This is a genomic window from Terrabacter sp. NPDC000476, from assembly GCF_040300125.1.
In the GTDB taxonomy this organism is placed as follows: domain Bacteria; phylum Actinomycetota; class Actinomycetes; order Actinomycetales; family Dermatophilaceae; genus Terrabacter.
The window spans coordinates 701,909-728,120 of the sequence record NZ_JBEPDF010000002.1; the positions used below are offsets into that span (position 1 = coordinate 701,909).

Here is a 26,212-nt window from a genome sequence, read left to right on the forward strand (position 1 = left end):
CCGGCCCTCAGGTCAGGGTCGCGGCGGCCTCGAGGACGGTCCACGCCTGCAGCTGCGGTGACAGCTCGAGCGGCGGCCGGGGCGCGCGGCCCCCGGGCTCCACCGGGAAGACGGACGGGTCGCGGCGACCTGGCAGCTCGAGCGGGGCCCGCCCACCCCACAGCGCCTCCGCCGTGTCGTGCACGAGGCGGCGCGCGGTCGCCCGGGTCGCGTCGTCGAGGCCGGAGTCGGGCGACGCCGCGGTCGCGAGGTGGCGCACGAGGATGCCGGTGAAGAGCCCGCCGTCGCCGTCGCCGTGCGTGCGCAGCACCCGTGCGCCGGCGACGTCGGTCGTGAGCTCGGCGTCGACGGCCGCCACGAGCGCCGCCGCCCGCGACCGGCTCTCGGCGTCGCCGAGCTCGACGAGCGCGCCGAGCACCGTGCCCTGGTTGTAGGACCACACGTCGGGGACGAGCACCTCGGTGCCGCCCTGAAGCCGGATGCCGTCGCGCACCAGCCCGCTCTGCGGCGACCACAGCCGGGCGTAGACCCAGTCGAGCAGGCGGCGCGCCTCGTCGGTGGCGCCGCTGCGCGCGAGGTGCAGGGCGGCGGGCGCGGTCGCCGGGCTGTTCTTGAAGTCGCGCGCGCGGTTCCAGAAGAGCCCGCCGCCGAGGTCGTCGGTGTGGGCGGAGCGCAGCTGCGCCGTCAGCTGCCGGTCGGCCGAGGCGAGGCGCCGGTGCCGCGCGGTGCGACCGACCCGCGCGTGGAGGTCGCGCAGCCGTCCGGTCGCGAGGGCGAGCCAGGCCATGTCGTCGTAGTAGGCGTTGACCCAGCGCAGGCCGTTGCGCAGGCGGATCGTCGCGAGCAGCCGGTCGCCGCGCCGCGCCCGGAGCTCGGCGCCGGCCCGGTCGCCGGTCCGCAGCGCGCGCAGGCCGGCGTCGACGACGGCGTCGAGGTAGTGCGCCTGCCACCAGTAGTTCCACGTGCCGTTCGGTCCGAGCGTGGACCGCCCGTGGTCCGCGCGGTGCACGACCTGCGCCAGGTGGGTGCGCGGCAGGGGCCCGAGCCGCGCGCCGAACAGCTCGCCCACCGACCGCTCGCCCTCGGCGGCCCGGTCGTCGAGCGCCGAGGGTGCACGAGTGACGTCGTCGGCGGACACGCAGGTGACGCTACCGGGAGGCCCCGTCGGTCGGCGGCGTGTGGAAGGGTCGGGCGTGCTGTCGAGATCGCGCTCGTCGCTCCGACGTCCCGGGTGACGGAGCGCCATCGCCGCACGGTGCGGCCCGACCGAGGAGCGACCATGAAGTACCTCGTGATGATCTGGAGCAACCCGCAGACGTGGGGGCACCCGATCTTCCTGCGCACGCCCGAGGCGGCGGCGATGACGGACGACGAGCGCGCCGGGCTGCTGCGCGACTTCGAGGAGCTGATGACCGAGATCAGCGAGTCGGGCGAGCTCGTCAGCGCGTCGGCCCTGGCCGACCCGCTCACGGCGCGCAGCGTGCGGGTGCGCGACGGGGAGGTGGTCGTGACCGACGGCCCGTTCATCGAGTCGAAGGAGGCGATGGCGGGCTACTTCGTCGTCGACTGCGCCTCGCCGGAGCGGGCCGAGGAGATCGCGGCGCGCTTCCCCGACGCGCGGTTCGCCGCCGTCGAGGTGCGCCCGCTCATGGGCGGGTCGGCCGGGGACCTCTGAGCACGATGGCAATAGGGACGACGGGAGCGGGGACGACGGGAGTGGGGGCGACGGCGGCGGGAGGTGAGGGCGGCGTGGTGGTGGGTGACGAGCTGTGGCGCAGCGTGACGCCGCAGGTCGTCGGCGCGCTCGTGCGCCGCTACCGCGACTTCGACCGGGCCGAGGAGGCCGCCCAGGAGGCCCTGCTCGCCGCCGCGGCCCAGTGGCCCGACGAGGGCGTGCCCGACGACCCCAAGGCGTGGCTCATCCGTGTCGGCTCGCGCCGCCTCGTCGACCGCCTGCGCAGCGACGAGGCCCGCACGCGCCGCGAGCTCGCCGACAGCACGCGCACCCCGACCGACGACCTCGTCAGCCCGTCGCCGGATGTCGGCCGGCGAGCCGATCACGACGACACCCTGACGCTCCTGCTGCTCTGCTGCCACCCCGCGGTCGCCCCGGCGTCGCGGATCGCCCTGACGCTCAGGGCGGTCGGTGGCCTGACGACGACCGAGATCGCGCACGCCTTCCTCGTGCCCGAGGCGACGATGGCCCAGCGGATCAGTCGCGCCAAGGCGCGCATCCGCGAGTCCGGGGCGCAGTTCCGGATGCCGCCCGCCGCCGAGGTGCCGGGTCGCGTGCGCGACGTGCTGCACGTGCTCTACCTCGTCTTCACCGAAGGACACACGTCGAGCTCGGGCGAGCAGCTGCACCGCGTCGACCTCACGGCGGAGGCGATCCGGCTCGCGCGCCGGTTGCACGCCCTGCTGCCGGACGACGGCGAGGTGAGCGGCCTGCTCGCGCTCATGCTCCTCACCGAGGCGCGGCGCCCGGCGCGGGTCGACGACGCCGGTCACCTCGTGCCGCTGGCCGAGCAGGACCGCTCGCGGTGGCACACGGCATACGTCATCGAGGGCGTCGCCCTCGTGACCGATGCCCTGACGCGCACCCGGCTCGGGCCCTACCAGGTGCAGGCCGCGATCGCCGCGGTGCACGACGAGGCGCCGAGCGCCGACGCGACGGACTGGGAGCAGGTGCTCGCGCTCTACGGGCTGCTCGAGCAGCTCGCCCCCGGGCCGGTCGTCACCCTCAACCGCACCGTCGCGCTCGCCATGGTCGAGGGGCCGGCGGCCGGGCTCGACGTCCTCGACCACCTGGAGCAGGACCGGCGGCTGGCCCGCCACCACCGCCTGCACGCCGTGCGCGCGCACCTGCTCGAGCTCGCCGGTGACACCGAACGGGCCCGCGAGAGCTACCTGCTCGCGTCACGGCTCACGACGAGCATCCCCGAGCAGGACCACCTGCGACGAAAGGCAGAAGCACTGTGAACGAGACCCCGGGCACCGAGGTGACCGAGCTGGACGTCGAGCTGGGCGACGGGAGGGTGCTGCGCGCGTACGACAGCGGTGCCCCGGCGGGGACGGCGGCATCGGCGGAGCCGCTCGTCGTCGTGTGGTTCCACGGCACCCCGAACATCGGTGCGCCGCCGGTGCCGCTCTTCGCGGCCGCGGCCCGGCTCGGGATCCGCTGGGTGTCCTACGACCGGCCCGGCTACGGCGGGTCGACGCCACGGCCCGGCCGCGACACCGCCTCGGCCGCCGGCGACGTCGCGGCCGTGCTCGACCACCTCGGCGTCGATACGTTCGCGGTGATGGGCCACTCCGGAGGCGGTCCGCACGCGCTCGCGGTGGCGGCAGGACTCCCCGACCGGGTGCGGGCGGCCGTCAGCGTGTCGGCGCCCGCACCGTTCGGCGCCTCAGGGCTCGACTGGTTCGCCGGCATGGCGCCCGGTGGCGAGGCGTCGTTGCGCGCGGCCGCCGCGGGGCGCGAGGCGAAGGAGACGCACGAGGCCGCGATGGCCGGCGGTGGCGACGAGGGGGTCGACATCGGCTTCATCGCCGCGGACGAGGCGGCCTTCGCCGGGCCGTGGGGCTGGTTCGGCTCGGTCGTGGGGCGGGCGATGGCCGCCGGCCCCGCCGCGCTCATCGACGACGACCTGGCCGCGGTGTCGGACTGGGGGTTCGACCCGGGCTCGGTGCGCTGCCCCACGCTCGTCGTGCACGGCGGCGACGACCGCATGGTGCCGGCCTCGCACGGCGAGTGGCTGGCCGGGGCGGTGCCCGGCGCGGACCTGTGGCTGCAGGCCGGCGACGGTCACATCTCGGTGCTGCGCACCTCGGAGGAGGCGCTCGGTTGGCTCGCCGAAGCCGCCCGCCGCCAGTCGTCCGGCGACTGAGCGGCACCTCGGCACCGCACGAACGATCTCCCCGCCCCGCGAGCTGCACGAACCAGCCCGCGGGGCGGTGGGTCAGGTGGCCGCGTCGTCGGGCCGGCCGGCCCTGGTGGTCGGGTTGAAGGCCCACAGCGTGTAGCCGTCGAGCCAGCGGACGATGGAACGCAGACGCTTCACGGTTGCTCCCGAGGGATGCGGAGGGTCACGACGGGCGGCTCCGTGGCGGCCTCGTCGCACGCACTCCACGTCCATCGGGGTGAAGCCGTCGACTCCCATGCTGCGCCGACGACGTTGCCGTGCGGTGAGATCGACGTGTCGTCGGTGTTTCGGTCGCGTCAGGTGGCCGAGCCGGGAGCGGAGTGGTCGAGCAGCTCGGCGGCCTTCTCGTAGGCCGCGTGGGTGCCCTCGTCGATCTCCTCCGGGTAGGCGCCGAAGAAGAGCATCGTCAGCTCGACGTCGCCGACCGCGCTGACGACCTGCGTGGCCTCGAAGCCGTCGAGGTCGCCGCCGTCGGCCGTGACGCGGAACGCGAAGGTGTCGTCGCTGGCCTCGGGTGCCCGCACCTCGCGCACCACCATTGTCGAGCGCCCGTCGGGCAGCCGCATCGTGATCTTCGGGCAGGCCTTGACGGCGGCGCGGATCGTGTCGTGGAGCGAGGACACGTTCTGCGGGCTCCCCATGGCATCGAGGTACTCGTCGATCCACGGCCCGTCCTGGCCGCCCGAGAAGGAGGTGCGGGCGCCGACCCGGCTGCCGGGCGCACTGTCGGCGTTCATGATCCGCACGAGCGCCGCGCACCCGGGCTTCGTCGAGGACACGACCGAGACGCCGGATTCGGCCTCGTCCTGGGGCTCGATCGAGAAGCCGGCCGGGAGGTCGTCGAGCTCGAGCAGCGCCTTCTCGAGTGCCGCCGCCGAGCGCTTGGGAGCCGCGGCCGGGTTCGTCGCACTGCCTGATGCGGCGGGCGTCTCCGACGGGGTGGACGGCGTCGGGCTGCTCGACGAGGTCGACGGGGTGCTCGTCGCGGAGCCGGCGGCGGGAGAGCCCGTCACCTGGGTCACGACCGGCTGGGCACCGCCGGTCGTCGTGCACGAGGCGAGGAGCACGGCGAGCGGAAGCGCGAGCAGGGCACGGGACGGTCGGCGACGACGAGGCATGAGCGGAGGCTAGCCGCGCGTCGTGACCGAGTTGTCCGGTTCAGCCCGGACCGTGTCCGATCGGTGATGTGAGTCCTCTGGCCCGTCGACCCCTGACGGCTGCACGCATCCGGAGCCGGTCACAGCGCCAGGGTCAGGAAGGTGCTGTGCGGGTCGAGGCGGTAGCTGCCGAACGGGCCGCACTCGGTGAAGCCGTGCGCGGCGTAGAGCGCCCGCGCCGGGGCGAAGAAGTCGTCCGACCCGGTCTCGAGGCTGACCCGCGTCAGTCCGCGGCGACGGGCCTCGGCGAGGATCTCGCCGAGCACCGCCCGGGCGACGCCGCGTCGCCGGGCGTCCGGCGCCGTGCGCATCGACTTCACCTCGCCGTGGCCGGGCCCGACCTCGGTGAGCGCACCGCAGCCGAGCACCGCCTCGCCGTCGCGGGCGACCCAGACGCTCACGCCCGGGGCGCGCAGGCCGTCGAGGTCGAGCGCGTGGGTGCTCTCGGGCGGCGAGATCGACCGCAGCTGCGACACGTGACCCTCGAGCAGGGCGACGACGGCCGGGTCGGTCAGGTCGTCGAGCGTGATGCGCACGCAGCCATCCTGCTCCACGCCCTCCGAGAGGCGCCGCTCAGGCCCAGATGGCGGCCGGGATGCCGTCGGAGAAGACCTCGGGCGGGTCGGGCATCGACCGCGCGAGCCCCGTGGTGTGGCGTGCGGCCGACCAGGCGACCGCGCAGGCGTCGAGCACGTCGTCGGCGGCATACCCCTGACCCTGGAGGACGGACGGGCGGGCGATGCCTGCCGCCGCGAGGGCCTCGAGGCGGGCGGCCCGCCCCTCGTCGGTCTTCTTGCTGGCGAGGATCGGCGCTCCGGTCATGGCCGCGAACGAGACCTCGGGGTGCACCTCGAGCACGGTGAGGGTCGGGCGGGTGCGAAGCCAGTCGTCGACCTCGACGATCTTGTCTCGGAGCGCGAACGCCTGAGCGCCGACGCCCTGACCGACGAGCTCGCGGTTGACGGCGTCGGCCTCGAGCCGGGTCGCCTCGCCGTAGGCCGAGCGGGTGAGGGTGGAGAAGATCGACGACGCCTTGCCCGGCAGGGCGGTGCGCGCGAGCCGGTCCGCGAGGCGGATCGTGTCGTCGGGCAGGCCGATCGGGATGTCGATGCCGACGACGCGTATGCCGGTCGACTCGCGCACCGTGGCGACGAGGCCGGCGATCGTCGGCGCGACGACGATGCGGGGGCGCGGCGCGCCGGGCTCGAGGAGGGCGCCCACCCAGCCGCCCTTGCAGCCGTCGACGCCGAGGACCGGGACGACCACCTCGACCGGCGCGGGCCGTCCGGCGCGGACGGCGGCGGCGTCGGTCTCGAGCGCGTCGGCCAGGCGGGCCAGGTAGCGCACCGCCTCGGCGGCCGCCTCGCGCACGTGCGCCGGTGCGTCCGCGGCGGGCCCGGTGTCGCCGCCGAGCTCCGCCGCCAACGACCGGATCCGCTCCCGCCACTGCTCGGTGTCCATGCCACCACCCAACCGCATCGGTGGGGGCACTCGGCGCGCCGGGAGCGCCGAGTGCCCACGTGCCGGTCGCCGTCAGGCGCCGCCGGACGGGTGGCCCTCCAGCGCGGGCAGGTCGGCGGGCAGGTCGAGGAAGCGGTCGGCCGTCACCGGCAGGTCGCGCACCCGGATGCCCGTGGCGTGCCAGGCCGCGTTGGCGACCGCGGCGGCCGCTCCGACGATGCCGATCTCGCCGATGCCGCGCGACCCCATCGGGTTGGTCAGCGGATCGGTCTCGTCGAGCCACATCGCCTCGATGCCGCGCACGTCGGCGTGCGAGGCCACGTGGTAGCTGGCGAGGTCCTGTGTGACGACGTGCCCGAAGCGCGGGTCGCGCACGGACTCCTCGAGCAGCCCGCCGCCGAGACCCATGACCATGCCGCCGATGAGCTGCGAGCGCGCCGTCGTCGGGTTGATGATGCGGCCCGCGGAGAATACGCCGAGCATCCGGCGCAGTCGGGGCTCGCCGGTCCAGACGTTGACGCCGAGCTCGACGAACTGGGCGCCGAACGAGTGGAGCGAGTGCGTGTCCATCGCGGGGTTGTCCGCCGGGGAGCCGGTGCTGACGTCGCCGACGCCGGGCGACGCGCCGTGCTCCTTCCGGAAGGTGCGGGCGGCCTCGACGATCGCCGAGCCCCACGACGCCGTGCCGGCCGACCCGCCGGCCACCGTGGCCGGGGGCAGGCTGCTGTCACCGAGGTGGACGTCGACGTCCCCGACGCCGACCTCGAGCGCGTCGGCCGCGATCTGGCCGAGCACCGTCAGCGCGCCGGTGCCGATGTCGGCCGCCCCGATGCTCACGGCGTAGCGACCGCCCGCGAGGGCCTCGATGCGGGCCGTGTTGGCCGGCTGCCGGTAGTACGGGTAGGTCGCCGAGGCCACCCCCAGCCCGATGAGCCAGTCGCCGTCGCGGCGCGCGCCCGGCCGCGGGTCGCGCTCGGCCCAGCCGAAGCGCTCCGCGCCCGTGCGCAGGCACTCGACGAGCTTGCGGTGCCCGAAGGGCTGGCCCGACTCCGGGTCGACCTCCGGCTCGTTGCGCACCCGCAGCTCGACGGGGTCGATGCCGCAGGCGACGGCGAGCTCGTCCATGGCCATCTCGTGGGCGGCCATGCCCGGCATCTCGCCGGGGGCGCGCATCCACGAGGGCACGGCGACGTCCAGCGTGACGAGGCGGTGACTCGTGTGCCGGTTCGGTGCGGCATACATGTGCCGGGTCGCGACGGCGGTCTGCTCGGCGAACTCCTTGAGCGCAGATGTCTGCTCGAGCACCTCGTGGTTGATGCCAAGCAGGGTGCCGTCGGCGCCGGCCGCCAGCTGGAAGCGCTGGATCGTCGCCGTGCGGTAGCCCGCGAGCGCGAACATCTGCTGACGTGTCAGGGCGATCCGCACCGAGCGTCCCGGATTCGCCCGGGCAGCAAGGGCAGCGACGACGTCGTGCGCGTGCGGCAGGCCCTTGCTGCCGAAACCACCTCCGACGTAGGGGGATCGCACCCTGATCTCCTCGGCCTCGAGACCGAGGATCGGCGCCAGCTCGGAGATGACGCCGTGCACGCTCTGGGTGGAGGCGTCGAGGACGAGCCGGGGCCCCTCGTCGCCGTCAGCCGCCCACCGGGCCGTCGTCGCGTGCGGCTCCATGGGGTTGTTGTGCTCGTAAGGCGTCGTGTACGTCTCGTCGACGACGACGGCGGCCGCCTCGAGCGCGCGGTCCATGTCGCCCACGCTGCTGTCGGTCGGGAAGGCCGGGTTCACCTTCTCGGGCGCGTAGGCGTCCTCGTCGCCGGCGCGCAGCTCGGCCCGGTGCTCCTGCACGTCGTAGTCGACGACGACGAGCCGGGCGCCCTCGCGCGCCGCCTCGGCCGACTCGGCCACGACGACGGCGACGACCTGGCCGCGGAAGGTCACGTCGGGCGTCTGGAGCACCTGGAGCTCGGCGTTCTCACCGCTCTCGAGCCGGGGTGCGTTCGTGTGGTCGAGCACCTTGACGACGCCCTCGTGGGCGAGCGCGGCCGACGTGTCGACGGTGCGGACGGCGCCCTTGGCGATCGTCGACTGCACGAGGTGGAGGAACAGCGGGTCGTCGGCCGGCACCTCGAAGGCGTAGGCGGCGGCGCCCCGCACCTTGAGCGGTCCCTCGGTGCGGGCGACGGGCGTGCCGACCGCGACCGGGTCGAGCGCGTCCTGCTTGCTGGCCTGCGCGGTCATGCGATCGCCTCCGTCGTGGTCGCCGCCGTCGTGGCGAGCCGGAGCAGCACCATCGTCGTCGCACGCCGCACGAGCGGCACCTTGTATGCCGTGTCGTCCGTCGTCGATGCCGCCGCCAGCTCCGCGTCGAGCGCGCTGCGGATCGACGCCGGGGTCAGCGTGCTTCCGCGCAGCGCCTCCTCCGCCCGCGAGGCCCGCCAGGGCTTGTGGGCGACGCCGCCCCACGCGATGCGCACGTCGGCGACGCGGGCGTCGGGGCCCGTGCCGTCGAGGTCGAGCACGACGGCGGTGGAGACGAGGGCGAAGGCGTAGGACGCGCGGTCACGGGCCTTGTAGTACGTCGACGCGGCGGTTCGCGAGAGCGGCGCGAGATCGACCGCGGTGAGGAGCTCGCCGTGGGCGAGCGTCGTGTCGCGCTGCGGCTCGTCGCCGGGGAGGCGGTGCAGGTCCGCGAAGGGGATGCGGCGCTCGCCGTCGGGACCGAGCACGACGACGGTCGCGTCGAGGGCGGCCATCGCGACGGCCAGGTCGGACGGGTGCACGGCCACGCACTCCGGCGACTGGCCGAGCACGGCGTTGTAGCGGCCGTAGCCCTCGAGCGCCGAGCAGCCCGAGCCGGGCTCACGCTTGTTGCACGGCGTCGTCACGTCCTGGAAGTAGACGCAGCGGGTGCGCTGGAGCAGGTTGCCGGCCGTGGTGGCCTGGTTGCGGATCTGGCCCGAGGCCCCGGCGAGCAGCGCTCGGGAGAGCACGGCATACCGCTCGCGGACGACGGGGTGGGCGGCGAGGTCGCTGTTGCGCACGTTGGCGCCGATGCGCAGGCCTCCCTCGGAGAGGTCCACGATCTCGGTCAGCGGCAGCCGGCTGACGTCGACGAGACGGCTCGGGGTGGCGACGCCGAGCTTGAGGTGGTCGACGAGGTTGCTGCCGCCGGCGATGAAGCGGGCGTCGGGGTCGCTGCTCACGGTGGCCACGGCCGACTCGGCGTCGCGGGCGACCTCGTGCACGAAGGCCTTCACGCGCCGGCCGCCTCTCGGATGGCGTCGACGATGTTGGGGTAGGCGCCGCAGCGGCACAGGTTGCCGCTCATGCGCTCCCGGATCTCGTCGTCGCTGAGGTCGACCTCGGACGTGAGGTCGTCGGTGACGTGGCTCGGGTGGCCCTGCTTGGCCTCGTCGAGCATGCCCACGGCCGAGCACACCTGTCCCGGCGTGCAGTAGCCGCACTGGAAGCCGTCACGGGCGAGGAACGCGTCCTGCACCGCGTGCAGCTGGTCGCCCCCGCCGAGCCCCTCGGCCGTCGTGACCTCGGCGCCGTCGTGGGCCACCGCGAGGGTCAGGCACGAGAGGTGCCGACGCCCGTCGAGCAGGACCGTGCACGAGCCGCACTGGCCGTGGTCGCAGCCCTTCTTCGGGGCGGTCACCCCGAGCCGGTCGCGGAGCGCGTCGAGGAGCGTCGTGCGGTGGTCGACGACGACGTCGCGCGCCTGCCCGTCGACGTCGAGCGTGATCGAGGATTCCATGCGTCTCACCTGCCTGGCGTGCGGTGTCTCCCGTCGAGGCACCCTGGGAGTCGTACCCGTCGGGCCGCAACCCTCGTCGGGCCCGGCCCCGGAATGGATGGCGCTCGACGAGGGTTGCCGTCCTCATGGACAAGAGCGCAACGATCGGGGTCACCGGCCTCGCCACGATGGGCCGCAACCTCGCCCGCAACATCGCCCGGCACGGGCACACGGTGGCGGTCCACAACCGCACCACGGCACGCATGACGAGCCTCATCGACCAGTTCGGCGACGAGGGTGACTTCGTCGGCGCCGAGACGGTCGAGGACTTCGTCGCCTCGATCCAGCAGCCGCGAGCCATCATCGTCATGGTCAAGGCGGGCGACCCCACCGACGCCGTCATCGACGAGCTCGTGCCGCTGCTCGACGAGGGCGACATCGTCGTCGACGCCGGCAACGCGCACTTCGCCGACACGCTTCGCCGAGAGAAGGCGTTGTCCGACAAGGGGATCCACTTCGTCGGCATGGGTGTCTCCGGTGGTGAGGAGGGTGCGCTCAACGGTCCGTCGATCATGGTCGGCGGCTCCGACCACGCCTACGAGCGCCTCGCCCCGGTCGTCGAGTCGATCGCCGCGCAGGTCGACGGCACGCCGTGCGCCGCGCACCTCGGCCCCGACGCCGCCGGCCACTTCGTCAAGATGGTGCACAACGGCATCGAGTACGCCGACATGCAGCTCATCGCCGAGTCCTTCGACCTGCTGCGCAGCGTCGCCGGCCTCGAGCCGGCAGAGATCGCCGACGTCTTCCGCCGGTGGAACGAGGGCGACCTCGAGTCGTTCCTCATCGAGATGACGGCCGACGTGCTCGCCTTCTCCGACGCCTCCACCGGCAAGCCGTTCGTCGACGTCGTCGGCGATGCCGCGGAGCAGAAGGGCACCGGCCGCTGGACCGTCCAGAGCGCCCTCGACCTCGGCGTCCCGGTCACCGGCATCGCCGAGGCGACCTTCGCCCGCAGCCTGTCCGGTCACACGACCCAGCGCGCCGCCGTGCGCGAGACCTTCAGCGACCTCGCGGACCTCGACCCGGCCACGCAGCGCGACGTCGACCGCGACGCCTTCGTCGACGACGTCCGCGCGGCGCTCTACGCCTCGAAGATCGTCGCCTACGCGCAGGGCTTCGACCAGCTCGCGGCCGGCTCGAAGGAGCACGGCTGGGACCTCGACCTCGGTGAGGTCGCGACGATCTGGCGCGGCGGCTGCATCATCCGCGCCCGCTTCCTCGACCGCATCAAGGAGGCGTATGCCGCCGAGCCCGGTCTCGAGACCCTGCTGACCGCGCCGTGGTTCGCCGACGCCATCGGCGAGGGCGTGCAGGCCTGGCGCCGCGTCGTCGCCGTCTCGGCGGAGCGTGGTGTGCCGGCGCCGGCTTTCGGGTCGTCGCTCGCCTACTTCGACGGCCTGCGCCGCGACCGCCTGCCGGCCGCGCTCATCCAGGCGCTGCGCGACAACTTCGGTGCGCACACCTACACGCGCGTCGACCGTGAGGGCACCTTCCACACCGACTGGGCCGGTGACCGCGCGGAGTCCGCGACCGCCTGACGCCACGGGGCGAGCGCCCCGTCCTCACGCCACGGCACGACCCGCGGACCGCGGGTCGTGCCGTGGTGCACGGAGGTGGTTGCGCAGCAGCTCGCTGCCGCGCGGTGGTGCGCCTTCGGCATACGGCAGGTGACCCTGCCCGCGCCCCCTGGTCGATGGGGGGCGCGGGCGGGCGTCACTGCCCGATCTCTCAGAAGTCCGAGGTCATCCCCGCCAGCGTGCGCTGCACGGAGAAGTCACCGGACGGGGCGCTCCGGAAACCGTCGAAGGAGTAGGCCGGCGTGGTGCGCTGGCTGCTCTCGTCGGTCTGGGTGCGCGTCGTGGTGCCGAAGTCGTCGCTGACCTGCTCGCTCACCTGCCGGGCGTCCGCCCGGGCGAAGTCCCCACCGAAGGCGAAGCCGTCGTAGGACGACGGGAACGCGTAGGTGCCGCGGGTGTCGCTCGCCGACGTCGAGGCGTCGTCGAAGCGGTCCGAGGCGGAGGACGCCGAGCGGGCGTCGGTCAGGCCGAGCGCCGGAGCGCCGGTGAAGGCGCCCGAACGACCCGCGAAGGCCTCGCGCGAGGCCGACTGCTGCGACTCCGTGCGACGCACGGTGCGGTCCTCGTCGCGCACGAGCGACTCACGCTCGCGGGCCGAGGCGTCCTCACGGCTCACGCCGCCGGACACGCCCTCGGCGCGCACCGGTGCGGTGAGGCCCAGGGCCGAACGGCTCGAGGACGTGTTCGCGTCCTCGTCGCCGAGATGGTCCGAGGACGAGGAGCCGGTGCGGGCGTCACGGAGCGACCCGGCCGGGTCGGCAGCGATCGATCCCACGTCGAGACCACCCTGCGTGCGCGAGGCGGTGGCGTTGCGCTCGGTCTGCGAGCGCGTGCCGTTCTCGTCCGTCACGGTCTCGGTGCGGGCGTTCTTGTCGGCCCGCTCGTCCGTGACGTCGGCGAAGGCGCCGCCGATCTTGACCGGCGCCGAGAGGTCGCCGGCCGTCTCGGAGGTCGAGCGCGACGCGCCACGGTCACCGATGCGGTCCGAGCTCGACGTCGTGCTGCGGCGGTCGGTCAGCGCGCCGGCGGGGTTCGCCGTGATGTCGCGCGTCCCGATGGTGCCCCCGGTCTTCGAGGCGCTCTCGCTCGAGCGCTCGCTGGTCCGGGTGCCCTTCTCGTCCGTGCGCGTCGACGTCCGGCTGTCGGACGCCGCACGCTCGGACGTGCCGGTCAGCGTGATGCCGCCGACCTTGACGGGCGAGGAGCCCCGCACCGAGGTCGCGTCGGAGCTCGACGCGGCCGATCGGCCGGAGTCGTCACGCGAGCTGCTCTTCGTGCTGGCAGAGCGCGTGATGGCCGACGGGTCGAGCGTGATGCCCTTCGTCGAGAGGCCGTAGGAGCCCTTGCTGGCGTGCTTCGACGTGCGCGAGTCGGTCGTGCTGCGGCCACGGTCGTCGGTGCGCGTCACCGTGGACGTGCTCGACGAGGAACGCTCCGACGTGACGCCGGCGTCGATGCCGCCGATCGTGATCGGGCTCGAGAACGAGGAGCCCGTCGCGTTCTGGTTGCTGCTGGTGCTGTCGTCTGCGCTGGCCATGGTCGCGCCGGCGAACACGAGTCCGCCCGCGATCGCAGCCGTGCCCAGGGATCGCTTGATCCAGGTGTGCATGGTGGAACCTTTCGTCAGTGGTGTTTCTTCTCTGGTGCCGGCGCGTGGGCCGGCGCGGAAGGAGCACTGACGATCAGTCGGGGGTGACGCCCGGGCGGTGGAAGGCCTGCGTGGACAGGTTCACGTGGTCGCCCGGCGCGAGTGCGTCGAGGACCTCCCCGGCGCGCGGCCCGGCCGTGACGGAGGCGTATGCCGGGTCGGCCGTGCCGTTGCCGGCGCCCTGGGCGACCGGTGCGTTCACCGGGGCCGGCTGGGGCGCCGGGAGGGGCGCGGGCACCGGGGCAGGGGCGGTGGGCGTGTGGCCGGGCGCGACCGGCGCCGCCGACCCGCTGGGGGCCGCGGTGTCCGGCGTGGTGCTGGCAGCGGCCGCAGCGACGGGCCCGGTGGCGTCGTCGATGACGTTGTCGACCGGGGCGCGCTCGACCGTGGTGGCGTCGGCGAGGGTCTCCTCGCGCTGGTCGCGCACCGGGCGGTCGACGTCGGTGACGGCCGGGACCGTGGGTCGGACGGCGTCGACGACCGGCTCGAGTACGGGCTGGACGACGGGCTCGACCACGGGCTGGACGACGGGCTTGACGACGTCCTCGGTGACCGGCTCGGTCACAGGGCGGACGGCCTCGAGGACCGGCTTGACGACGGGCTTGACGACGTCCTCGGTGACCGGCTCGGTCACGGGGCGGACGGCCTCGAGGACCGGCTTGACGACGGGCTTGACGACGTCCTCGGTGACCGGCTCGGTCACGGGGCGGACGGCTTCGACGACGGGCTTGACGACGGGCTTGACGATCTTCTCGGTGACCGGCTTCACAACCTTGGTGAGCGGCCGGGTCACGGGCCGGGCGGCCTTGGCAACTTTCTCGGTGACCGGCTTCACGACCTTGGTGAGCGGCCGGGTCACGGGCCGGGCGGCCTCGGCAACCTTCTCGGTGACCGGCGTGGCCAGCTTCTCGGCGACGGGCTCGACGACCTTCTCGGTGACCGGCGTCGTCACGGGCTCGACGACCGACCCGGTCAGCCGCCCGAGCAGCCCCGGGTTGTCCTCGGCGGACGCCGACGATGCCGTGAGCACGGAGAGCGTGATCCCGCCGAGGAGCGCAGCAGCAGCGAGCAGCACGGCGCGCAGCAGGTGCTGCGACAGCTTTGCCATGGTGCTCCTTCCGGCGTCTCGCTGGGCGGATCGTGGAGTGGTTCGGCGTGACCGGGCGGGCGGATGGGGGCAGATCGGAACTTTTTTCTCGTCGCCTGCCCGAGCGTGCGTGGCGCCCTTCGACACCGCCCTTCGACACCGCCCTTCGACACCGCCCTTCGACACCGCCCTTCGACACCGTGGGGAGTCGGACGTAGCGTGAGGCAATGACCCACCCCGACACCGGTCGCGCCGCCACCCTCGGCGATCTGCGGGCCTCCGGACACGTGCACCGCAGCGTCAAGGCCGAGATCCGCGAGAACCTGCTGGCCCGGCTGCGCGCCGGCGAGGACGCCTTTCCCGGCATGGTCGGCTTCGAGGAGTCGGTGCTGCCCGAGCTCGAGACCGCCCTGCTCGCCGGGCACGACCTCGTGCTGCTCGGCGAGCGAGGCCAGGGCAAGACCCGCCTCATGCGCACCCTCGCCGGGCTGCTCGACGAGTGGAGCCCGGTCGTCGAGGGCTGCGAGATCGGCGACGACCCACACGCTCCCTCGTGCGTGCGCTGCCGGCGTCTCGCCGACGAGCTCGGCGACGACCTGCCCGTCGCGTGGCGCCACCGGAGCGAGCGCTACACCGAGAAGCTCGCGACGCCCGACACGAGCGTCGGCGACCTCGTCGGCGACGTCGACCCGGTCAAGGTCGCGCAGGGCCGCACGCTCGGCGACCCCGAGACGGTGCACTACGGCCTCGTGCCGCGCAGCAACCGGGGCATCTTCGGCCTCAACGAGCTGCCCGACCTCGCCGAGCGCATCCAGGTCGCGCTCTTCAACGTGCTCGAGGAACGCGACATCCAGATCCGCGGCTACTCGCTCCGGCTGCCCCTCGACATCCTGCTCGTCGCGACGGCCAACCCCGAGGACTACACGAACCGCGGCCGCATCATCACCCCCCTCAAGGACCGCTTCGGTGCCGAGGTCCGCACCCACTACCCGACCGAGGTCAGCGACGAGGTAGCGCTGATCGCGCAGGAGTCCGCCCTCGTGGCCGACGTGCCCGAGCACCTCCTCGAGGTCGTGGCCCGCTTCACCCGCGGCCTGCGCGAGTCCTCCGCCGTCGACCAGCGCTCCGGCGTCTCGGCGCGCTTCGCCATCGCGGGGGCCGAGGGCGTGGCCGGCTCCGCGCTGCGCCGGGCGGCCCGGTCGGGGGAGGCGTATGCCGTCGCCCGCGTCTGCGACGTCCCCACCGTCGTGCCCACCCTCCTCGGGAAAGTCGAGTTCGAGATGGGTGAGGAGGGCAGGGAGCGCGACGTGCTGACGCACCTGCTGCGGCTCGCCGTCGCCGAGACCTACCGCGCCCGGCTCGCGGGCCTCGACCTCTCCGGCTTCACCAACCTCTTCGCCGAGGGCGCCGTCGTCGAGACCGGCGAGCTGGTGCCGGGCTCCGACCTGCTCGCGCAGGTCGGCACGGTGCCGGGCCTGTCCAAGGTGCTCGACCGACTCGGGCACGGCGACGACGCGACACCGGGACAGGTGGCGGCCGCCGTCGAGTTCGTGCTCGAGGGCCTGCACCTGACCCGCCGGATCGACAAGGACTCCGTCGCCGGGCGCACCGTCTACGGCGCCTGAGCCCGGTCGTCAGCGGGCGGGGCCTGCGGGCGTCGCGACGACGACGAGGTTCGAGTCGTAGCTGCGCGTGGCCCGGTCGAAGTGGCCTGCGCAGGTCATCAGGACGAGGCGGTGCGGCCCGCGCTGGTCGAACTGCGGGCTGCCCGCGTCGATCGTCGACTTGAGCACCGTGCTCACCGAGGTGACGCGGTAGGTGGCCCGGTGGGCGCCGCCCTGCAGCACGACGAGCTCGCCCCGGCGCAGCGTGCGGAGGCGCTCGAAGAAGCCGAGCCCCTGCCCGGGCGCGTCGAGGTGGCCGGCGAGCACCGTGCTGCCGAAGGGGTCACCGACCTGGGCGCTGCCGTCCCACCAGCCGACGCGGCGCACGTCGTCCGGCACGGCGAGGGTGCCCTCGACGGTGGCCGCCGGGTCGACGACGGCCACGGCTCCGCCGGGGAGCGTGACCTGCTGGGGGCTGAAGCGCACCCGCTCGCTGGCGGCGGTGCGCGCGATGGCGGCCGGCGTCGCGGGGGAGTCCGGCGGCGACGCAGAGGAGGAGCCTTGCGTGGCGGACGGGGTGCCGGCCCCACCGGCAGCTGGAGCGGCGGCCAGGGTCGATCGTCCCGCGCCGGGCTGCGGCGGGGCCGAGCAGGAGGTGACGAGGACGCAGAGCGTGAGCATCACCCCGGCGGTGCCGGTGCGCGGGCCCGGCGTCACGACGCGGGCGACGTGACCGGCGCGGCGGGTGCGCCGGGGCGGAGCAGCGGCTCGAGCAGGGGCGAGGTCCGGGACGCGGCCTGACCACCGGTGCCGGTGTCGACCAGGTCCGGCGCGCGCGAGCCCGTGGATCCGGCCGGCAGCACCTGCACCACCGCGCGCATCGTCGAGCTCTGCGGGTCGCCGACCGCGAACACGCGGTTGAGCGAGCCCTCCTTGACGGTGAGGTCGAGCGGGCCCAGCACGGTCGGTGAGTCGGCTCCGGCCGGCACGATGTCGACGGTGTAGGTGTCGGCGGGCACCACGAGGTTGAGCGCCTCGCCGTTCGCGATGTTGGCGAAGAGCACCTTGCCGTTCACTCGCACGTCGGCGGGGGGAACGGCCGCGGTGTGCGCCACGGTGACGGACGCCTTGCCGCGTGGCACGGCCTTCGTCGTGTTGTCGTAGACGGTGAGGACCGGGCTGCCGCTCGGGTCGACGGGCAGGTGCAGCACGAGGTCGCTGCTCGAGCCGGCACGGAGGTCGACGCTGCGGCGCAGCACCTCGGAGCCGCCGCTGCTGAAGGTGACGGTGTGCGCCCCGGCCGCGAGCTCCACGGCCCGGCTGAGGGAGGCCCCCACGAGACCGGTCGCGACCGGTCGACCGTCGACACTGACGTCGACGAGCCGCCCCGGCAGGCCCTGCACGACGAAGACGCGGGCCCGCTCGGGCGCGGCGACCGACGGCGACACCGACCAGAGCGACGATGCGGCGGCCGCGAGAGCTCCCGCGACCACCGTGACGGTGCGTCCTCGAGACACGGTGAACCTCCCCTGACGATCCCCTGGTGCGGGTGGGAGTCGCGAAAAGTCGCGGCCCCCGAAGTCCCGATCGATCTCGAATATAGGTGACAATCGAGCGACTCGGTCGCGTGCGACGTGACGAGTTTCGTTGAGCGACAGGGAAATCGGTCGAATGTCGACACATGGGGGCGAATCGGGACAGTGGCGGCGCTACCGCCATGCCGCGGGGGTCGTCGTACCTGCCCTGCTCGTCGTGCTGGCCCTGTGGCTCTGGGGGCGCACGCCGTCGAGCTCCTCGCTCGCGGCCGACGGACCGCGTCCGGCCACGCCGGTCGCCGACCGCTCCGCCACCCCGTTCCCGACCGTCCCGCCGGTCGGCGCCGCTCCGGTCACGCCCTCGTCCACCCCTGCAGCCGCACCCACGGCCACGCCGACGGCCACCCCCTCGACCACGGCTTCGGAACCCGACGGCACGGGTGGCACGGGCGGCACCGGTGGCACGGGTGACGCGGGGGGCACGGGTCTGGGTGCTGGGCGCTCCGAACCGGGCATCCGGCTCGACGCGACGACGGCGACGGACGGCGCGGTCACCGTCACCGAGCGGGTGCGCCTCGTGTCGGCCGTCGACGTCCTGCGGCTCGCGGTGCCGAACCTGACCGCGGGCGGTCCCGCCTTCGCCGCGGCCCGCCCCGGAGTCCGAGACCTGCGCGTGACCGTGGGCGGCCGCGACGTCCCCCTGGCCGCGAGCGGCGCCGACGGGTTGCAGCTCGTCGCGCTCCCGGCCTCGACGACCGCCTACGAGCTGCGCTACGTGCTGACCGGCGCGACCGTCCGCAGCGTGCCCTCCCGGCCCGGGCGGGCCCTCACCGGGCTGGCGCCGCTCAGCCGGCCGGAGGCGGGCACGCCGGTGGTCGTCGCGACGACCGGGTCGGCGGTGCTCAACCTCACCTGCCCCCTGCTCGCGGACGCTGAGGACGTCACGTGCTCGGACGGCATCCGTGGACGGATGACGGTGCGCGCCCCGCTCCCGGACGACGCAGCGCTCGTGGTGCTCCAGGTCGAGCTGGCGGGATCCGGGTGAACGACGTGTTCCGCGGCGTGCTCGGCGTCGTCGACGACCTGGCCCTCCTCGTCGGTTTCGTCCTCGTCGCAGGGACTCTCGCCAGCTGGGTCACGATGGCGCCCAACGGGCGCTCCGACCGGCGCCAGGTGCGGCTCGTGCACGTCGGTGCGGTCGTGCTGGGCGTGGCGACGCTCGCCGTGCCGCTGCTCGCGCCGCGCGCCGGCGCGGACGCGGGGGCCCTGGTCGGTGCGGTGTCGCGGGAGACGTGGACGGCCGGGCTCGTGCGCCTCGCCGTGCTCGTTGCCCTGCTCGCCTGGGCCGACGAGCTCGTGAGCGGCCCGATCACCGCCTCCCGACGGCGCTGGGCCGGCGTCGCCGTCGTCACCCTCTCCGCGACCTTCGTGCTGCCGTCGGAAGTCCATGGATCGCTGGACGGTCCGGCCGGTGCGCTCGTCGACGTCGCGCTGCTGGCCCACGTCGTGGCTGCGGCGGTGTGGCTCGGGGGAGCGCTCGTCATCGCCGTCGTCGGCCTGCCGACGGGTGACCTGCACGACCTCAGCGCCGCCGTGCGCTCGTTCTCTCGGATCACGCTCGCGACCGTGGCGACGGTGGTGGTGTCCGGCGTCGTCATCCTCCTCGTCCAGGCCTCCGACGGGGCGTCGACGGGTGCCGGGTACGGCGCGATGCTCCTCGTCAAGGGCGCCGCCTTCGTCGGTATGGTCGTGGCCGCCCACCACGGTCGGCGCCGCCTCGACGGCATGGTGTTCCACCGGCTGCGGGTCGGGAGCGATGCCCTGAGTCGAGTGCAGGCCTCGTCGCTGCTCATCGGGGCACAGCTAGTGCTCGGCGCGGTCCTGCTCGGCGCGACGGTCGCCCTAGGCGCGGTGGGCCCGAGCCTCTGACCACGCGGCGGCAACACTGTCGAGAGTCTCCGGTCGGATCCTGCTCCGTTTTCCGGGCAGGATGCGGGTCCGACCACCGACCTTCGACAGGGGAGCGGCGGCGACGTAGCGTGAGGCGATGAGCCGAAGCGACGACCCGCACGGCCGGTTCCGCTACGCGCCGTGGACCGGTGGGCCCGACCCGCTCGCCCCTCCCTTCGACGTGCGGTCGGCCCTCGACGAGGTGGGGCGCGACGTGCTCGCCGGCGGTTCGCTCCGCGACTCCCTGCGCGAGCTGCTGCGGCGTGGGCTACACGGGCGCCGCGGCCTCGACGACCTTGCCGACCGGGTGCGACGCCTGCGCGAGGCAGCGCGCCGACGCGGTGACCTCGGGGGCACGCTCGACCAGGTGCGCGCCATGCTCGACCAGGCGCTCGCCGAGGAGCGGGGCACCCTTGCCGGCGAGAGCGGGGACGAGGCCCGCCTCGCCGAGATGGACCTCGCGACGATCCCGGACGACGTGGCGGGCGCCGTCCGGGCGCTCGGTGACCACGACTGGCACTCCCCGCAGGCTCGGGAGACCTTCGAGCAGATCCGCCGGATGCTGCAACGGGAGGTCGTCGGCGCCCAGTTCGAAGGGCTCAAGGAGGCGCTGTCGGGCAACGACCCCGAGGCGATGCAGGCCGTCAAAGACATGCTGGCCGACCTCAACCAGCTGCTCGCCGCGCACGCGCGGGGCGAGGACACCGACGACCAGTTCCGCGACTTCATGGACCGCCACGGCGACCTCTTCCCCGAGCAGCCCGGCAACGTCGACGAGCTCATCGACGCCCTCGCGCGGCGTCAGGCCGCCGCCGACCGGCTCATGGCGTCGCTGACCCCCGAGCAGCGCGAGCAGCTCGGCCAGCTGATGTCCGATGCGCTCGGCGACCCCGACCTCGCGTCGCAGATGGCGCAGCTGTCCGACAACCTCCGGGCGCTGCGACCCGGGCTCGACCGTCGCAGCCCCGTGCAGCAGGGTCGCGGCGGCGAGCCGATGGGCTACGGCGACGCCGTCGGCGCGGTCGCCGAGCTCGCCGACCTCGAGCAGCTCGGGGAGCAGCTGGGCCAGGGCTACGTCGGCGCGAGCCTCGACGACGTCGACGTCGAGCGGCTCGAGCAGTACCTCGGCGCCGACGCCGCCCGAGACATGGCGGCGCTTCGCGAGCTCGAACGCGAGCTGGAGCGCCAGGGCTACGTCTCGCGCGGCGACGACGGGCTGCGCCTCACCCCCCGTGCGGTCCGACGGCTCGGTGAGACCGCGCTCAAGCGCGTCTTCGAGCGCGTCGAGGCTGCCGGCCGGGGCGACCACGACGACCGCGCCGCGGGCCAGGCCGACGAGCCCACGGGGCTCACGCGGCAGTGGGAGTTCGGTGACGAGCTACCCATCGACACGGTGCGCACCGTGTCGAACGCCCTGCAGCGCAACGCCGCCCACGGCCGCACGGGAATCCACGGCAACACGGGAATCGACAGCCACACAGGAATCGACGGGCATACGGGCGGCGACGGAGCCCTGGGTCACGGTGGCGTCCGAGCCGGTGCGTCGGGTGGCGTCGAGCTCCTCGTCGAGGACTTCGAGGTGGCCGAGACCGAGCGACGCGCAGTCGCGGCCGTGGCGCTCTGCGTCGACATGTCGTTCTCGATGCTGCAGGAGGGCCGCTGGGGGCCGATGAAGCAGACCGCGCTCGCGCTCTCGCACCTGGTGCAGACGCGGTTCCGCCACGACGCGCTCGAGATCATCGGCTTCAACCTCGCCGCCCGCCGGCTCAGCCCCGTCGAGCTGGCCGAGGCCGAGCCGGAGTTCGTGCAGGGCACGAACCTGCAGCACGCGCTGATGCTCGCCGCGCGCCACCTGCGCCGCCACCCGGAGGCCGAGCCGGTCGTGCTCGTCGTCACCGACGGCGAGCCGACGGCGCACCTCGAGGCGGACGGGCGCCCGACGTTCCACTGGCCCGCCCGACCCGAGACCGTGCGGGCCACCGTCGCGCAGGTCGACGAGCTGCGCCGGTCGGGCGCGCAGCTCAACGTCTTCATGCTCGGCGACGATCCGGGGCTCGCCCGGTTCGTCGACGCGGTCGCGCGCCGTGCCGGGGGTCGCGTCTTCACGCCCGACATCGCGCGCCTCGGCGAGTACGTCGTCGCCGACTACCTCCGGACCCGTCGCGGTCGGCGCTGAGCGGACCGACAGACGCTGGGGGGCCACGGAAATCCGGTCGCCCACTCCCGGTGGCGGCTGCCATGGTGACGCCATGACGCGCGATCGTGACGGCGGCGGGAACGGCGGCGGAGCCGGTACGGAAGGCCGGCTCGACCGCATCGAGGCCTACTACGACTGCGTGCCCCGCGCTCTCGCGACGGTCGAGCAGGTGGGCCCTTTCACGCTCTTCGTGGCGCAGGAGGGCACCGGCTGGCAGTTCTACGCCCGTCCGCAGCTCGGTGGTCCGGGCCGTTTCGTCGCCGACGACGTGCGCCGGGTGCTCGACCTCCAGCGCGAGCGCGGGGTCAAGCGGGCGGTCGAGTGGGTCGACGAGGTGACGCCGGCGCTGCTGCCCGCGGTCCGCGCGGCGGGTCTCGAGCCGCACCTCTACCCGCTGCTCGTCATGCCGCCGGGCGTGCCGGTCGAGGCCGACCCGCGGGCCCGCGCGCTGCACCCCGCCGAGCCGCACCTCTCGCTCGCCATCGGCTCCGTGTCGGCGGGCTTCGCCGGACGCGACGAGGTGGAGCCCAAGGACCCGGGCCCGCGCCCGGAGCTCATGGAGCGTGGCGACCTCGTCGTCGTGGCCTCGTTCGAGGGCAACCGCCTGTGCGGCGCCGGGTCGGCCGCCCCGCGTGGCGACGTGGCCGAGCTGATGGGCATCGCCGTGCCGCCGGGCCACCGGGGCCGTGGCCACGGCACGGCGATCACGCGGACGCTCGTGGCGGCCTGCCGCGACGCCGGGGTCGAGACTGTGTTCCTGTCCGCCGGTTCCGACGCGGCAGCCGACATCTACCGTCGGGTCGGCTTCGTCGACGTCGGCACCGCGTGCATCCTCGAGCTCGACGACTGAACCGCAGCGAGGCGCCGCCTGCTCAGCCCCTGGCCGGTCGGAAGCCGGCGGCCTCCGCGGCGGCCATGGTCGCGAAGCACTGCTCGGCGTCGGTGATGCCGTAGTACCGGTCGCCGGGCGCGTGCGCGATCATCGAGTTCTCGTTGCCCTTGACGGGTTCGGCCCGCGGGCAGGGGTGCCGGTCACCGGGCAGCGGCCAGGTGCCGGGGTTCGCGCCCGGGTTCGCTGCGGTGGGCGCGGTTGCCGTGGCTGGCGCGGCGGCCGGGTCGGCGCAGGCCGCGGTCGGGCTCGCGGCGTCCGCCCGCACGTAGGCGTCCTCGCGCGGGTGGCGGCCGTAGCCGTCGCGGGAGTCGTAGCGGGCGACGGCATACCCCTGCGTGATCTGGCGCAGCCCGGCGTCGAGTCCCCCGACGTCGACGTAGCGCAACGCGCGGCCGTAGCGGTCGGCGTCGTCGCGGGCGCCGGCGGTGAGCGTGACCGGACGGTCGCCGAGGATGGCGCGCAGGTTGCCGGTCGCCTCGGCATACCCGCACTGGCCGATCTCGGGGGTGTCGATGCCGATGACGCGCACCTTGAGGGTCACGCCGTCGCGCTCGGCCCAGAGGGTGTCGCCGTCGACGACCTTCGTGACGTTCCACGTCGGCCCCGACACCGTGCCGGACTGGCCGGACTGGCCGGACGTCGTGGTCGGCTGGTCCGCACCGGTGCCGCGCCCGGCGGCGCCCGCCAGTCCGGCTGCGACGACGAGGGCGACGAGCGTCACCCACACCCTGGTCCTTCGCCTGCGCATCTCTCCCCTGTTCCCGACGTGAGGGCCTCACCGTAGGGGACACTGGCGACACCGGCCGACGAAGGAGTCCCGTCATGACTGCTGCCGACACGCCTGCGCCCGCGACACCCAACACCGTGGACGAGTACGTCGCGGGCTTCCCGGACGACGTGCGACCGGTGCTCGAGCAGGTGCGGGACGCGCTGCGGCGCGCGCTGCCGGGCGCCGAGGAGAAGATCCGCTACGGCATGCCCGCGCTGATGTTCGCCGACCGCTACGGCATCCACTTCGCGGGGTGGAAGAAGCACGTCGGCCTCTATCCCGTGGGTGAGCTCGAGGCCGAGCTCGAGGCGGAGGTCGCGCCCCACCGCGCGAAGAAGGACACCCTGCAGTTCTTCTACCGCGACGGCGTGCCCTACGACCTCGTCGAGCGCGTCGCGCGCTCCCTCGCGCAGCGGCACACCGCCTGACGGCATCGCACCGTCAGCCGGTGTGCCGGCAGGAGTGGCTCAGTCGCTGATCGTGACGCCGCGCCAGAAGGCCACCCGGCCCTTGATCTCAGCGGCAGCGTCCTTGGGCTCGGGGTAGTACCAGGCCGCGTCGGGGTTGGTCTCGCCGTCGACGGCGAGGGAGTAGTACGACGCCTCGCCCTTCCACGGGCACGTCGAGTGCGTGTCGCTCTCGACGAGGACGCCGCTCGCGACGGACTCGAGCGGGAAGTAGTGGTTGCCCTCGACGACCACGGTGTCGTCGCTCTCGGCGATGGTGGTGCCGTTCCAGGTCGCGCGCACGGTGAGCTCCTCATGGTCCGGTCCCCGACGCCCGGGGACGACCTCCATGACAACGACCCGGCCCTCCGATTCCTTCCGCGCCCGGGTGCGGTCAGCGGGGGCGGTAGACGAGCCAGAGGGCGCCGGTAGGCGTCGGCGTGGAGTGCACGAGCGTGAGCCGGCGCAGCTGCGGGAGCCCGTCGAAGAGTCGGCGCCCCTCGGGGTCGAGCACGGGGGCGACCGCGAGGTGCAGCTCGTCGACGAGGTCCTCGGCGAGCAGCGATCGCGCCAGCTCGATGCTGCCGTGCACGCCGACGTCGCGGCCCGGCCGGGCCTTGAGGTCACGGACGACGTCGGCGACCGGGCCGGTCACCGCCTCGGCGCCGTCCCACGGCACGTCGAGCGGGGTGGAGGTGACGACGTGCTTGCGCACGCCGTTGATGAAGTCGGCGAACGGCTGCACGTCGGAGGTGGGCCAGTAGCGCGCCCACGCGTCATAGGTGCGGCGGCCGAGCAGCACGGCGTCCTGGCGCCCGATGAGCGCGGCCTCCTGCTCGACGAGCACGTCGTCGAAGGTCGGCGGGTGTGGCTCGTCGGGGTCGACCTCGGCGGGGAAGAGCCGGTTCGGGTCGTCGATGGAGCCGTCGAGGGAGGCGATGGCATACGCGACGATGCGGCGCACGGGATCTCCTTCTGTGGTGCAGGTCAGGGTGCGGTGGGGCCGGTGACCGTGAGACCGAGCCAGCCGGCGAGGTCGGCCACCTCGCGGTGCACGGCCGCCTTGAGCGGCCGGGTGAACCGCACGTCCTCGTGGACGGCGTTGACGACGAGGGTGCCGGCCTTGCGATCGGCCCGGGCGTCGAGCTTCCCGACGAGCCGGTCGTGGTGCAGGATCGGCAGCGCGAAGTAGCCCCAGCGCCGCTGGGCCTCGGGCTTGTACATCTCGAGGACGTACTCGAACCCCCAGAGCTGCTCGGCGCGCACGCGGTCGTGCACGAGCCGGTCGAAGGGGCTGAGCAGCGCGGTGCGCCCCTCGAAGTGCTCGGGCACGTCGAAGTATGCCGGGTGCACCCGCCACGTGCCGGGCACGCCTCCCACCTCGGCGGGCTCTCCGGCCTCGCCGACGTAGTTGCCCTCGCCCGGCATGACCGAACCGGTCGACCGCGCGATGCCGAGGGAGGCGAGCCGGCGCTCGTTGCGGTGGCGGACGGCCTCCTCGAGCGTGAGCCGGGGCAGGTCGGCCGGGTAGACGCGCTCGGGTAGGTCGAAGTAGCGCTGTCGGCCCTTGCGCCCGGCGATGGCGACCTCGCCCCGCATCGCCATGGCCTCGAGCATCTTCGTGATGTTGCGGTTGTTGGTCCACCCGGTCGAGGGCCACGGCACGATGCTCGTGTCGGGGATGTCGCGCGAGAGCAGCGGACCGTCGGCCGCGAGCCGGGCGAGGATGTCGCGGCGGAACGAGGCGTTGTCGGCGAGCCACGTCGCCATGAAGGGATAGGGCTCGGCCTCGCGCACCTCGGCCACGACGGCGGGCACGTCGTGGGGGCTGCGGACGTAGGCGACCGTCTCGACGAGGGTGCGGTCGTGCTCGACGGCGGCCGTGAGCTGCGCGGGGGAGTACGCCGAGCCGAGCCGGCTCCACAGCACGAGGTCGGCGCTGGGTGCGATGGCCGCCGTCGGGTCGATCTGCAGGATCGTGAGCCGCTCGACGGTCGCCACGAGGTCGGTCGGGCGGGGCAGGTCGAGCAGCTGGGCGTGCACGGCGATGCGACGCGCGTGCTCGACGGTGAGCTGGTGGACGGCCATGCGGCCGACCGTAGCCGAGGGCGCCGACCGTGGCCTGCCGACGCAACGAGCCAGCCACGGCTGGACGGCTGCGGCCCGA

26 protein-coding genes are annotated in these 26,212 nt (G+C 74.1%); 11 read left to right on the forward strand and 15 right to left on the reverse strand.

The window, feature by feature from the left end; all coding sequences use genetic code 11:
• Positions 1 to 7 precede the first annotated feature (7 nt).
• On the reverse strand, positions 8 to 1,138 hold the full coding sequence (locus tag ABT295_RS15675; protein WP_352395326.1) for a glycoside hydrolase family 76 protein: 1,131 nt from the start codon (positions 1,136 to 1,138) through the stop codon (positions 8 to 10).
• A 141-nt stretch (positions 1,139 to 1,279) separates the two neighbouring features.
• Between ABT295_RS15675 and ABT295_RS15680 the strand changes: the two genes are divergently transcribed.
• The 3 genes from ABT295_RS15680 to ABT295_RS15690 all read left to right on the forward strand — a co-directional run bounded on the left by ABT295_RS15680 (position 1,280) and on the right by ABT295_RS15690 (position 3,887).
• Positions 1,280 to 1,675 carry a YciI family protein gene (locus ABT295_RS15680; protein ID WP_352395327.1) on the forward strand — a complete coding sequence of 132 codons (396 nt, stop codon included), beginning with the start codon at positions 1,280 to 1,282 and terminating at the stop codon, positions 1,673 to 1,675.
• Between the two features lie 74 nt (positions 1,676 to 1,749).
• On the forward strand, positions 1,750 to 2,979 hold the full coding sequence (locus tag ABT295_RS15685) for an RNA polymerase sigma factor (protein ID WP_352395328.1): 1,230 nt from the start codon (positions 1,750 to 1,752) through the stop codon (positions 2,977 to 2,979).
• Positions 2,976 to 3,887, forward strand: a complete 912-nt coding sequence (locus ABT295_RS15690) for an alpha/beta hydrolase (protein WP_352395329.1) — start codon at positions 2,976 to 2,978, stop codon at positions 3,885 to 3,887. Before ABT295_RS15685 ends, ABT295_RS15690 begins: the two co-directional genes overlap by 4 nt.
• A gap of 332 nt (positions 3,888 to 4,219) precedes the next feature.
• Here the strand turns inward: ABT295_RS15690 and ABT295_RS15695 are convergent, their stop codons facing one another.
• The 6 genes from ABT295_RS15695 to ABT295_RS15720 all read right to left on the reverse strand — a co-directional run bounded on the left by ABT295_RS15695 (position 4,220) and on the right by ABT295_RS15720 (position 10,301).
• Complete coding sequence (locus tag ABT295_RS15695; RefSeq protein WP_352395330.1) at positions 4,220 to 5,041, reverse strand: hypothetical protein; 822 nt, start codon at positions 5,039 to 5,041, stop codon at positions 4,220 to 4,222.
• A 119-nt stretch (positions 5,042 to 5,160) separates the two neighbouring features.
• Complete coding sequence (locus ABT295_RS15700) at positions 5,161 to 5,616, reverse strand: GNAT family N-acetyltransferase (protein ID WP_352395331.1); 456 nt, start codon at positions 5,614 to 5,616, stop codon at positions 5,161 to 5,163.
• 37 nt (positions 5,617 to 5,653) lie between these two features.
• Positions 5,654 to 6,541 carry a DUF429 domain-containing protein gene (locus ABT295_RS15705; RefSeq protein ID WP_352395332.1) on the reverse strand — a complete coding sequence of 296 codons (888 nt, stop codon included), beginning with the start codon at positions 6,539 to 6,541 and terminating at the stop codon, positions 5,654 to 5,656.
• Positions 6,542 to 6,613: 72 nt separating this feature from the next.
• Positions 6,614 to 8,779: a xanthine dehydrogenase family protein molybdopterin-binding subunit gene (locus ABT295_RS15710; RefSeq protein ID WP_352395333.1), complete on the reverse strand. Its 2,166-nt coding sequence runs from the start codon at positions 8,777 to 8,779 to the stop codon at positions 6,614 to 6,616.
• Positions 8,776 to 9,798: an FAD binding domain-containing protein gene (locus tag ABT295_RS15715; protein WP_352395334.1), complete on the reverse strand. Its 1,023-nt coding sequence runs from the start codon at positions 9,796 to 9,798 to the stop codon at positions 8,776 to 8,778. The genes ABT295_RS15710 and ABT295_RS15715 overlap by 4 nt, the downstream gene beginning before the upstream one ends.
• On the reverse strand, positions 9,795 to 10,301 hold the full coding sequence (locus ABT295_RS15720) for a 2Fe-2S iron-sulfur cluster-binding protein (protein WP_352395335.1): 507 nt from the start codon (positions 10,299 to 10,301) through the stop codon (positions 9,795 to 9,797). The genes ABT295_RS15715 and ABT295_RS15720 overlap by 4 nt, the downstream gene beginning before the upstream one ends.
• Positions 10,302 to 10,426: 125 nt before the next feature.
• Between ABT295_RS15720 and gnd the strand changes: the two genes are divergently transcribed.
• Positions 10,427 to 11,878: an NADP-dependent phosphogluconate dehydrogenase gene (gene gnd / locus ABT295_RS15725; RefSeq protein WP_352395336.1), complete on the forward strand. Its 1,452-nt coding sequence runs from the start codon at positions 10,427 to 10,429 to the stop codon at positions 11,876 to 11,878.
• A 190-nt stretch (positions 11,879 to 12,068) separates the two neighbouring features.
• On the opposite strand, the gene ABT295_RS15730 is transcribed toward gnd, so the two are convergent.
• The gene (locus tag ABT295_RS15730) at positions 12,069 to 13,325 is read right to left on the reverse strand and encodes a hypothetical protein (protein WP_352395337.1); all 1,257 of its coding nucleotides are present in this window, start codon (positions 13,323 to 13,325) and stop codon (positions 12,069 to 12,071) included.
• On the opposite strand from ABT295_RS15730, the gene ABT295_RS15735 reads away from it, so the two are divergent.
• Positions 13,315 to 13,596: a hypothetical protein gene (locus ABT295_RS15735; RefSeq protein ID WP_352395338.1), complete on the forward strand. Its 282-nt coding sequence runs from the start codon at positions 13,315 to 13,317 to the stop codon at positions 13,594 to 13,596. The genes ABT295_RS15730 and ABT295_RS15735 overlap by 11 nt on opposite strands.
• Before the next feature lie 3 nt (positions 13,597 to 13,599).
• On the opposite strand, the gene ABT295_RS15740 is transcribed toward ABT295_RS15735, so the two are convergent.
• Positions 13,600 to 14,673 carry a hypothetical protein gene (locus ABT295_RS15740; RefSeq protein ID WP_352395339.1) on the reverse strand — a complete coding sequence of 358 codons (1,074 nt, stop codon included), beginning with the start codon at positions 14,671 to 14,673 and terminating at the stop codon, positions 13,600 to 13,602.
• Between the two features lie 206 nt (positions 14,674 to 14,879).
• Between ABT295_RS15740 and ABT295_RS15745 the strand changes: the two genes are divergently transcribed.
• Positions 14,880 to 16,277, forward strand: a complete 1,398-nt coding sequence (locus ABT295_RS15745) for a sigma 54-interacting transcriptional regulator (RefSeq protein ID WP_352395340.1) — start codon at positions 14,880 to 14,882, stop codon at positions 16,275 to 16,277.
• 9 nt (positions 16,278 to 16,286) lie between these two features.
• On the opposite strand, the gene ABT295_RS15750 is transcribed toward ABT295_RS15745, so the two are convergent.
• Together ABT295_RS15750 and ABT295_RS15755 are read right to left on the reverse strand one after the other, a co-directional pair.
• Positions 16,287 to 16,973, reverse strand: a complete 687-nt coding sequence (locus ABT295_RS15750) for a class F sortase (protein ID WP_352395341.1) — start codon at positions 16,971 to 16,973, stop codon at positions 16,287 to 16,289.
• Positions 16,970 to 17,773 carry a DUF4397 domain-containing protein gene (locus ABT295_RS15755; RefSeq protein WP_352395342.1) on the reverse strand — a complete coding sequence of 268 codons (804 nt, stop codon included), beginning with the start codon at positions 17,771 to 17,773 and terminating at the stop codon, positions 16,970 to 16,972. The genes ABT295_RS15750 and ABT295_RS15755 overlap by 4 nt, the downstream gene beginning before the upstream one ends.
• A 154-nt stretch (positions 17,774 to 17,927) precedes the next feature.
• Here ABT295_RS15755 and ABT295_RS15760 point away from each other — a divergent pair, with 154 nt between their 5' ends.
• The 4 genes from ABT295_RS15760 (at position 17,928) to ABT295_RS15775 (ending at position 22,788) form a co-directional block, all read left to right on the forward strand.
• Positions 17,928 to 18,836 carry a hypothetical protein gene (locus tag ABT295_RS15760; protein ID WP_352395343.1) on the forward strand — a complete coding sequence of 303 codons (909 nt, stop codon included), beginning with the start codon at positions 17,928 to 17,930 and terminating at the stop codon, positions 18,834 to 18,836.
• Positions 18,833 to 19,720 (forward strand): CopD family protein, encoded by an 888-nt coding sequence (locus ABT295_RS15765; RefSeq protein WP_352395344.1) that lies wholly within the window; start codon positions 18,833 to 18,835, stop codon positions 19,718 to 19,720. The genes ABT295_RS15760 and ABT295_RS15765 overlap by 4 nt, the downstream gene beginning before the upstream one ends.
• A gap of 118 nt (positions 19,721 to 19,838) precedes the next feature.
• Positions 19,839 to 21,917, forward strand: a complete 2,079-nt coding sequence (locus ABT295_RS15770) for a hypothetical protein (RefSeq protein WP_352395345.1) — start codon at positions 19,839 to 19,841, stop codon at positions 21,915 to 21,917.
• 73 nt (positions 21,918 to 21,990) lie between these two features.
• On the forward strand, positions 21,991 to 22,788 hold the full coding sequence (locus tag ABT295_RS15775) for a GNAT family N-acetyltransferase (RefSeq protein WP_352395346.1): 798 nt from the start codon (positions 21,991 to 21,993) through the stop codon (positions 22,786 to 22,788).
• Between the two features lie 22 nt (positions 22,789 to 22,810).
• On the opposite strand, the gene ABT295_RS15780 is transcribed toward ABT295_RS15775, so the two are convergent.
• Positions 22,811 to 23,551, reverse strand: a complete 741-nt coding sequence (locus tag ABT295_RS15780; protein WP_352395347.1) for a thermonuclease family protein — start codon at positions 23,549 to 23,551, stop codon at positions 22,811 to 22,813.
• A 101-nt stretch (positions 23,552 to 23,652) separates the two neighbouring features.
• Here ABT295_RS15780 and ABT295_RS15785 point away from each other — a divergent pair, with 101 nt between their 5' ends.
• Positions 23,653 to 24,027 carry an iron chaperone gene (locus ABT295_RS15785; RefSeq protein WP_352395348.1) on the forward strand — a complete coding sequence of 125 codons (375 nt, stop codon included), beginning with the start codon at positions 23,653 to 23,655 and terminating at the stop codon, positions 24,025 to 24,027.
• Between the two features lie 39 nt (positions 24,028 to 24,066).
• Here ABT295_RS15785 and ABT295_RS15790 read toward each other — a convergent pair whose 3' ends face one another.
• From ABT295_RS15790 to ABT295_RS15800, 3 genes are all read right to left on the reverse strand, one after another.
• Positions 24,067 to 24,348, reverse strand: coding sequence for a DUF427 domain-containing protein (locus ABT295_RS15790; RefSeq protein ID WP_352395349.1), 282 nt, complete (start codon positions 24,346 to 24,348; stop codon positions 24,067 to 24,069).
• A gap of 91 nt (positions 24,349 to 24,439) precedes the next feature.
• Positions 24,440 to 25,009: a dihydrofolate reductase family protein gene (locus ABT295_RS15795; protein ID WP_352395350.1), complete on the reverse strand. Its 570-nt coding sequence runs from the start codon at positions 25,007 to 25,009 to the stop codon at positions 24,440 to 24,442.
• Between the two features lie 23 nt (positions 25,010 to 25,032).
• Entirely contained in the window at positions 25,033 to 26,133 is a 1,101-nt protein-coding gene (locus tag ABT295_RS15800; protein WP_352395351.1) for a DNA glycosylase AlkZ-like family protein, read from the reverse strand.
• Positions 26,134 to 26,212: the final 79 nt, after the last annotated feature.

What these genes read in the sequence shown, in the direction of transcription:
- ABT295_RS15770 (WP_352395345.1), top strand. Translation starts at nt 19,839, where the DNA reads ATGAGCCGAAGCGACGACCCGCACGGCCGGTTCCGCTACGCGCCGTGG.
- ABT295_RS15775 (WP_352395346.1), top strand. Translation starts at nt 21,991, where the DNA reads ATGACGCGCGATCGTGACGGCGGCGGGAACGGCGGCGGAGCCGGTACG.
- ABT295_RS15705 (WP_352395332.1), bottom strand. Translation starts at nt 6,541, where the DNA reads ATGGACACCGAGCAGTGGCGGGAGCGGATCCGGTCGTTGGCGGCGGAG.
- ABT295_RS15760 (WP_352395343.1), top strand. Translation starts at nt 17,928, where the DNA reads ATGTCGACACATGGGGGCGAATCGGGACAGTGGCGGCGCTACCGCCAT.
- ABT295_RS15710 (WP_352395333.1), bottom strand. Translation starts at nt 8,779, where the DNA reads ATGACCGCGCAGGCCAGCAAGCAGGACGCGCTCGACCCGGTCGCGGTC.
- ABT295_RS15720 (WP_352395335.1), bottom strand. Translation starts at nt 10,301, where the DNA reads ATGGAATCCTCGATCACGCTCGACGTCGACGGGCAGGCGCGCGACGTC.
- gnd (WP_352395336.1), top strand. Translation starts at nt 10,427, where the DNA reads ATGGACAAGAGCGCAACGATCGGGGTCACCGGCCTCGCCACGATGGGC.
- ABT295_RS15740 (WP_352395339.1), bottom strand. Translation starts at nt 14,673, where the DNA reads ATGGCAAAGCTGTCGCAGCACCTGCTGCGCGCCGTGCTGCTCGCTGCT.
- ABT295_RS15785 (WP_352395348.1), top strand. Translation starts at nt 23,653, where the DNA reads ATGACTGCTGCCGACACGCCTGCGCCCGCGACACCCAACACCGTGGAC.
- ABT295_RS15745 (WP_352395340.1), top strand. Translation starts at nt 14,880, where the DNA reads ATGACCCACCCCGACACCGGTCGCGCCGCCACCCTCGGCGATCTGCGG.
- ABT295_RS15680 (WP_352395327.1), top strand. Translation starts at nt 1,280, where the DNA reads ATGAAGTACCTCGTGATGATCTGGAGCAACCCGCAGACGTGGGGGCAC.
- ABT295_RS15800 (WP_352395351.1), bottom strand. Translation starts at nt 26,133, where the DNA reads ATGGCCGTCCACCAGCTCACCGTCGAGCACGCGCGTCGCATCGCCGTG.
- ABT295_RS15695 (WP_352395330.1), bottom strand. Translation starts at nt 5,041, where the DNA reads ATGCCTCGTCGTCGCCGACCGTCCCGTGCCCTGCTCGCGCTTCCGCTC.